At 64.7% G+C, this 6,602-nt stretch carries 7 protein-coding genes, 1 pseudogene and 1 other annotated feature; of the genes and pseudogenes, 6 read left to right on the top strand and 2 right to left on the bottom strand.

What is annotated here, in order from left to right:
* Nucleotides 1-772: 772 nt before the first annotated feature.
* Nucleotides 773-1,579, bottom strand: a complete 807-nt coding sequence (locus NF20_RS14475) for a hypothetical protein (RefSeq protein ID WP_033711763.1) — start codon at nucleotides 1,577-1,579, stop codon at nucleotides 773-775.
* A 225-nt stretch (nucleotides 1,580-1,804) separates the two neighbouring features.
* On the opposite strand from NF20_RS14475, the gene NF20_RS14485 reads away from it, so the two are divergent.
* A protein-coding gene (locus tag NF20_RS14485) for an IS3 family transposase (RefSeq protein ID WP_085989547.1) occupies nucleotides 1,805-3,066 on the top strand; the annotation gives its coding sequence in 2 pieces (ribosomal slippage) (nucleotides 1,805-2,108 and nucleotides 2,108-3,066; 1,263 coding nt in all).
* Nucleotides 2,104-2,235 (top strand) — a sequence feature (AL1L pseudoknot). It overlaps the preceding gene by 132 nt.
* Here the strand turns inward: NF20_RS14485 and NF20_RS26360 are convergent.
* Nucleotides 3,021-3,287 carry a helix-turn-helix domain-containing protein gene (locus tag NF20_RS26360; protein ID WP_155947446.1) on the bottom strand — a complete coding sequence of 89 codons (267 nt, stop codon included), beginning with the start codon at nucleotides 3,285-3,287 and terminating at the stop codon, nucleotides 3,021-3,023. The genes NF20_RS14485 and NF20_RS26360 overlap by 46 nt on opposite strands.
* 119 nt (nucleotides 3,288-3,406) lie before the next feature.
* On the opposite strand from NF20_RS26360, the gene NF20_RS26365 reads away from it, so the two are divergent.
* The 5 genes and pseudogenes from NF20_RS26365 to NF20_RS14515 all read left to right on the top strand — a co-directional run.
* Nucleotides 3,407-3,865 carry a hypothetical protein gene (locus NF20_RS26365; protein ID WP_079628283.1) on the top strand — a complete coding sequence of 153 codons (459 nt, stop codon included), beginning with the start codon at nucleotides 3,407-3,409 and terminating at the stop codon, nucleotides 3,863-3,865.
* Complete coding sequence (locus NF20_RS26370) at nucleotides 3,862-4,965, top strand: hypothetical protein (RefSeq protein ID WP_081759519.1); 1,104 nt, start codon at nucleotides 3,862-3,864, stop codon at nucleotides 4,963-4,965. Before NF20_RS26365 ends, NF20_RS26370 begins: the two co-directional genes overlap by 4 nt.
* A gap of 80 nt (nucleotides 4,966-5,045) precedes the next feature.
* Entirely contained in the window at nucleotides 5,046-5,912 is an 867-nt protein-coding gene (locus tag NF20_RS14505) for a hypothetical protein (protein ID WP_155947447.1), read from the top strand.
* Between the two features lie 25 nt (nucleotides 5,913-5,937).
* On the top strand, nucleotides 5,938-6,348 hold the full coding sequence (locus NF20_RS28245) for a hypothetical protein (RefSeq protein WP_255343464.1): 411 nt from the start codon (nucleotides 5,938-5,940) through the stop codon (nucleotides 6,346-6,348).
* A pseudogene (locus NF20_RS14515) lies at nucleotides 6,345-6,602 on the top strand (hypothetical protein); the annotation flags it as partial. The gene NF20_RS28245 and the pseudogene NF20_RS14515, both read left to right, overlap by 4 nt.

The raw sequence follows: 6,602 nt of genomic DNA on the forward strand, positions 1-6,602 counted from the left end.
GATGCGTTGTCCCGCCTGGGGATAGGTCGCCGCAGATTGATGTTCCAGTTCTGGATAGATCGTGGCCAGGTTGATGACAGGGTCATGCCGGCCGAACCAGTACAGGCGGTCGGTGTTGTCCCCGTCATTGATCACGAGGAAAATGCTCAAGTTGTTCACGGCGGCCAATGTAGGCGGCAGCAGCGCTCGCAACGTGTCGTGACGCGTTGGGAGGAGCCACTTTTTGCGTGGTGACCACGCACCGAGTGACGGAACTGGGGCCACAGGTGATGCAACTTCCCGCGCCGCCCTTCTTGCCAGTAGGGCCCCGCAAACCTGGGTTCCCATCGCCCGCGCGCATCGCCCAGCCCTTGACGGCCGTCCACCGACCTGTGTGCCAGGCTGTCCACCAGTCCTGGTGCGCGCCCTCGGCGAGGCGTCGTGTCGGCACTTCGGTGACGTAGAGGTCGGCGGGAGGCTTATAGCTGATGCGCGCGACTTCCTCAGGTGGTCGCATGTGATCGCATTGTCTTTCACGTCTGGATTGCGCAGGGCCGCAACCAATGTCACGAGAGAGCGCAGCTACAGGGTCTCGTCGAGACTGAGGCCTCGGTCGGATGAGTGTTCGCGTATGCGTTCGTCGATGTGGCGTCGTTTCGTCAGTTCGCGCAGGACGTGTTCTATGCGTACGTTCTCGTCCGGAATGGGGTCAGCGGCGGTTGTGGCCAGGGGCCGATGCTCGACGCTCGGTACGCGGGTGTGGTCAGGGCGATTGTGGTCGCCGGGCTGGGGTTCAGCGGAAAGTTGTGCCATTGGTGCTGCTCCCATCGGGGATTGTTACGAAGGTGGTGAAAGTGCTGCCGAATGCTCCGTCGATGACTGTTGAGGCGAACCAGAGGGCGCCCAGGGCGGCCAGGATTGCGCCGCTCACCAGGGGCAGCCAGGTGATTTTGGGTGGTGTGCGGCGGTGGGTGACCGCGGGCGGTTCGGGTTTGGCCGGTTCAGGGTCGAGAAGCGTCGGTACTGGTAGATCCATGGGGCCGAGGAAGAGTAGGTCGTCGACTTCTTGGGCGGCTGGGGCCATTGGCCACCAGTGCGAGGAGCCGTCGACGGCGAGCCAGCCCTCCAATACGCCGTAGACGCCGGCGGCGAGGAAGGTGGCCGGCAGCTGCGCGAGCACCCACGGGATGATCAGTGAGGACCAGATCGAGGGGGCTGGGTCATAGAAGAACACCAGTGGTGTGCCGCTGAGGACCGCGGCCCACACCATGGCTGGGATCGGGTATGCCCGCAGCTTTTCGGGGATCAGCGTGGTGATGCGCGCGTAGACCAGTCGGCCGAGTGGCCAGCCGAGGGGCGCGGCGACTGCGGCGGTGGCCAGGATCGTTTTTTCCCACCAACCGGTGTCGGCGGCCTTGCGGAAGAGGATTCCTGGCCTGACGTCGTCGTCGTGGGGATCGGGGCGGACGCCAGTGCGCGCGCGGGTGCGGGCACGTAGCCGCTTGCCGAGCAGTTCGGCGCGGCGCTTCTGGAAGACGAAGATGCCCGCGTGCGCTGCGATCCAGGCTCGTCGCTGATCGTCGAAAACGTCAGCAGGCATTGCGTACTCGGGTGGTGGGGTCGATGCGTGCGACGGCGTCCCAGAGTGCGGCCAACTGACGTTCGACGCATTGCAGTCGAGCCTCGACTCGGGCTTGTTCGTTTCCTCGCGGCGGCTGCGGTGGGGGATCGCCACCGTTGAGAATCTGCGCACATGCGCCGGGCGGCCATTTGAAACGCCCTGGAAATCCCGGAGGCTCCTGACCTTGGAAACGAGGATGCAGGTATGCCGAAGGAACAGTCGCCCGGGAAGCCGACGACACGTCGATACAGTGCCGAGGAGAAGGCCGCCGCGGTGCGGATGGTCCGCACCTTGCGCGCGGAGCTGGGCACCGAGCAGGGCACAGTGCAGCGGGTCGCTCGCCAGCTCGGCTACGGAGTGGAATCGGTGCGCACCTGGGTCCGTCAGGTCGACATCGACGAAGGCCTGGCTCCTGGGGTGACGACCTCGGAGTCGAAGAAGGTGAAGGAACTCGAACAGGAGATCCGAGAACTCAAGCGTGCCAACGAGATTCTGAAGCGAGCGGCAAGTTTCTTCGGGGCGGAGCTCGACCGCCAACACAAGAAATAGTCGATTTCATCGACGACAATCGCGGGGAGTTCGGGGTCGAGCCCATCTGCACGGTCCTGCGCAGCGCAGGCTTGCAGGTGGCCCTGAGCACCTACTACGACGCCAAAGCCCGGGTCCCATCGGCGCGGGCCCTGCGCGACGCCGTCCTCGGGCCGGCGTTGTGCCAGCTCTGGAAAGACAACTACTGCGTCTATGGGGCCCGCAAACTCTGGAAAACGGCTCGTCGCGATGGTCATGACGTCGGTCGCGATCAGGTGGCCCGGCTGATGCGGGCCGCAGGCATTGAGGGGGTCCGGCGCGGCAAACGGGTGCGGACCACCAAAGCTGACCCAGCCGCGGCGCGGCACCCGGACTTGGTGCACCGCAACTTCGCCGCGGCTGCCCCGAACCAGCTCTGGGTGACCGACCTGACATTCGTGCCGACCTGGGCCGGGGTGGCCTACGTGTGCTTCATCATTGACGCACACTCGCGGATGATCGTGGGGTGGCGGGTGGCTTCGCACATGCGGACCTCGATGGTTCTCGACGCGTTGGAGATGGCGCGTTGGTCACGCGGAACTACATTGCAGGACTTGATATGTCACTCAGATGCCGGGTCGCAATTCACGTCCATTCGCTACGGCGAGCGGCTCGCTGAGATCGGCGCAGTCCCGTCAATTGGGACCGTTGGAGATAGTTTCGATAACGCTCTCGCGGAGACAGTCAACGGTTACTACAAGGCCGAGCTGATCTACGGGCCGGCTCGAAGCAGACCGTGGAAGACCGTCGAGGACGTAGAACTCGCCACCCTCAGTTGGGTCCACTGGCACAACACCAGCCGCCTGCACAGCTACCTCGGCGACATCCCACCCACGGAGTTCGAAGCCGCGTTCTACGATGCATACCGGACCGACCAACCCTTGATCGGAATCCAATAGCCCGAGCCTCCGGGAAACCCAGGGCGCTTCAATTCGAGTGCCTGGTCGAGCTGGGCGATGGTTTCGGGGCGCAGGCCGCGGGAGTTGCGGACAGCTTTGTAGAACGTGCTGCGGCTAAGTCCTGCGCGTTTGGCCAGTTCGGTGAAGGTCATCCGTTTCTCGGTGAGGCGGCGTCTGACATACCAATCGAGCCGTGCGGGGCCATCTTGAGGTGCTTCCACGTTAGAAAGATAACTGTAGATGACAGTTTACGTCTACATGTGTCGACAGAAAGATGATTTAGTCGCTAGAGTCATGCCTACATGATGAGGTTTTGTTGACAGTGAACGGAGAAGGTGACATGAAGGTGCTGAAGGCGGCTCTGGCGCTGGCCGGGGTCGCAGCGGTCGCGCTCTACGTGGCCGTGATGCTGCTCATTGAGCTGCTGGCCCGGCTGTTGCCGCTCATCGTGCTGGGCGCGGTCGTGATGTTGACCGTCTATGTGTGGCGCCGGGTCCAGGCCTACCGCCGAGAGCGCCACCCACAGAGGGCAGCGATGAAGAATCGCGCACATCGCGCGGGGCTGGCCCGTGCACCGCAGCCGCCGGTACCCGTGGTTTCCGCACTGCCATCGCATCGGCACACGCGGGTGATCGTCGGCGGCGAAGGGGAAGGCAGCTTCGAGGGGGAGGGGTACCTACAGCTGGGGCCGCCTCTGGCTCTGCCTAGCCCGGCGGGCCAGTCCTACGCCTCGGCATCTGGGCGTTCCCACGCCCGGCGCAGCGTCTCGCACGCACGTCCGCGGAGCAGCCGGCCATGACCCGACCCACTCCGCTCGATGACGATGAACGCTGGCTTGTGGGCATCGGCGCTCAAGTTCGGCCCGAGGACAAAGACGACGAAGCCGACGCCGAGGCCGACGACGCACACGACGACGAGTTCGATCACGACCGCGGCGACTCTGACGACGATGCGGGCGACGAGACGCTCGATCAGCCCGAAGTCCACGGCGGTGACGATGATCAGGGCTCGACGACTACGCAGTTGACCACGGTCACCGATCTCGACGCAGCGCCGAGTTCAGACCGCAAGCCCGCGACCGGCGACTCCGCGGACAAGCGCCGCCGTTTCACACCGTGGGTGTTGGGAGCGGGGGTTGGCGCGGTCGCCCTGGCAACCGTAATCACCGCTGTCGCTTCAAATTTGAACAGCCCGGCTCCTGCTGCGGCGCCAACCGCGCCCACTGCGTCGTCATCGTCCGCGCCGCGGCCTGCTCCCACAGCACCACCACGACCTACGGCGCCCAGCGACGCCAACGCAGACGGGCCGCTGCCGTTCACGGCCAGTTCTGACTGCGACGAGGCCGGCTCAACCCCGGCCCAGTCGGTGGCGGTTGCCGATTCGCCGACACCGTGGATATGCGTGCTCAACGGGCCAGGACAGCGGCTGGATCTCGTATTGGGCCCACCGGGAATGCCGCAGTCTTATGTGATCACCGGAGTGGTGATTGTGCCGGGGGCGATCGGTAGGCCAGGGCGCCCCGACACTGAGCCGGACCCGTGGCTGGCCCATCAAGTTGTGACCCGGTTGCAGTGGTCATTTAACGACCCCGCCAACACCGTCAAGCCCCAGAACACGTTCAACGTGCGCGGTGAGGCGCCGATGGCCATCCCGCACATCACGGCCTCGAAAGTCACCATCATCATCCAGCAGACCAGTCCGCCACCGGCTCCGCAGCCCAGCGCGACCGAGCAACCCGCGCCCGGAGGCGTTTTCGGGTCGGTGCTCGGCCCGCCCGCGCCACCAACTGGGACACCGGGCGGCGCATTTGCCCTCGATGGCAACGAGCCCGGACCGGGTAGCAGTCTGCGGACGTTCGCGGTTTCCAGCATCAAAATCATTGGACACAAGGCGATCTGATGAAAATTTCCAATACATGGAAGCGGAGGCTCGGCGCCGGAGGCAGTATCGCGCGCCGGGGCGGGTTCGCCGCTCTGGTGTTGTTCTCGTCGATCAGTGGTCTGGCCGAGGCGAAGCGGTTCGTGTTTCCGCCACCGCCTCCGCCGATCGTCGAAGAGAGCCGGTCGGTCGTCAATGAATCCGACCGGGTCAAGGCGTTCGCTTCGGACTGCATCGAATCGCTGCTGTCGGGAACCATCAGCGGCGGAACCGATCTGAGCCGCTGCTACCCCGACGGCCGCAAGTACACCCCGGCCGTTCCCGGCTCCAAGATCGTTTCTGATGCCAAGCCTCAAGCGATCAAGTACGGGCCCAGCAACGACCAGGTGAGCCTCTACAGTGTGAAAGTCCAGGTGAGCGAACAGCTTTACCCCGGTGCTCCCAAGAGCCCGGCGATCTATCAGCTCACGGTGAGCGTCTATCAGCACACCGGTCTGCAAGCGATCGACAAAATCTCGCGCCTGCAGTCCGACCCTCCCGGGGCATATATCGCCCTGAACTATCCCGTCACGGTGGAGCCGCGCAAACCCGACTCGACCGAGTTCACACCCTTGTTCACCTCATTGTCAGGATTCGCCACCGCGTATCTGACCAACGCTGGGGGATTGGACCGATTCACTACCGCCAACTCGGGGATCACGGCGCTGGCGGCCTATAGCGAGGCGACCGTCACCGCAGCGCAGGCCGAATCGGAGGCACCGGAGAACCCGCCCGACAACTTCGAACTGCCCGTCCACATCGACGTCTCCGCGCGCCGGCCCGACTACAGCCAGGAAACGCTGTCCTACCCACTGACGCTGCGGGCCAGCGGCGGCAGCTGGTTCGTCGCGCAGATCGACGCGATGCCGGCGGTGGCCGATCTGACCCCCACCCCGGCGCCTGCACCTGCTTCAGCAGCAACCCCGTAACCCATCACATCGAAGGAGCACCATCATGAACGATCTGAGTCTCTTGCCGACATGGCTGCACGACATGCCGAACCCGGTGAGTGCCAGCAGTATCGGTGACATTGCTGCACACGGCGTCACCGAACCCAACTCGCAGCTCATCCTGGCTGCTGGCGGCGGCGGGCTCATCGACATGAGCCACTGGATCTTCTACATCATCGTCGGGATCGGCTGCGCCTACTTCCTGGGCGGCGGCATTGTCCGCGGCATGCGCGACCACTGGAAGAAAGGCGAAGGCGCGGCGTTCAAGGCGATCCTGGGTGGGGTGGGTCTGGCCATCCTCATCACCCACATCGTTGGGATCTACCAGCGCGGCAACAGCGAAGTGGAGAAGGCCCCCGGCGGTTGGTTCAACGGCGGTAACGGCGGCTCCGTCTCAGTCACCCGCGGCTGGTGACTGCGCCCACGATGGCTCCCCGCCGCAGCGGGGAGGCCGCTACCGTACACACCGGCATCCGTGACGTCGAAATCCAGGTCGGCGGCGATGTAGGCAAAGGCCAAAAGTGGCCAGGCGGCCCCTACCGGCCCGCCGAACGGGGCGCCATCATCACGATCGGCGGCGCGACGCTGTGGTGGGTGGACACCCACGAAGGTGCGTGGCCGGTCCTAGTCGGGGGCATAGCGCTCATGGTGATCACCGTGGCGCTGATG

The organism is Mycobacterium sp. MAC_080597_8934, assembly GCF_000523975.1.
GTDB classification, from domain to species: domain Bacteria; phylum Actinomycetota; class Actinomycetes; order Mycobacteriales; family Mycobacteriaceae; genus Mycobacterium; species Mycobacterium avium.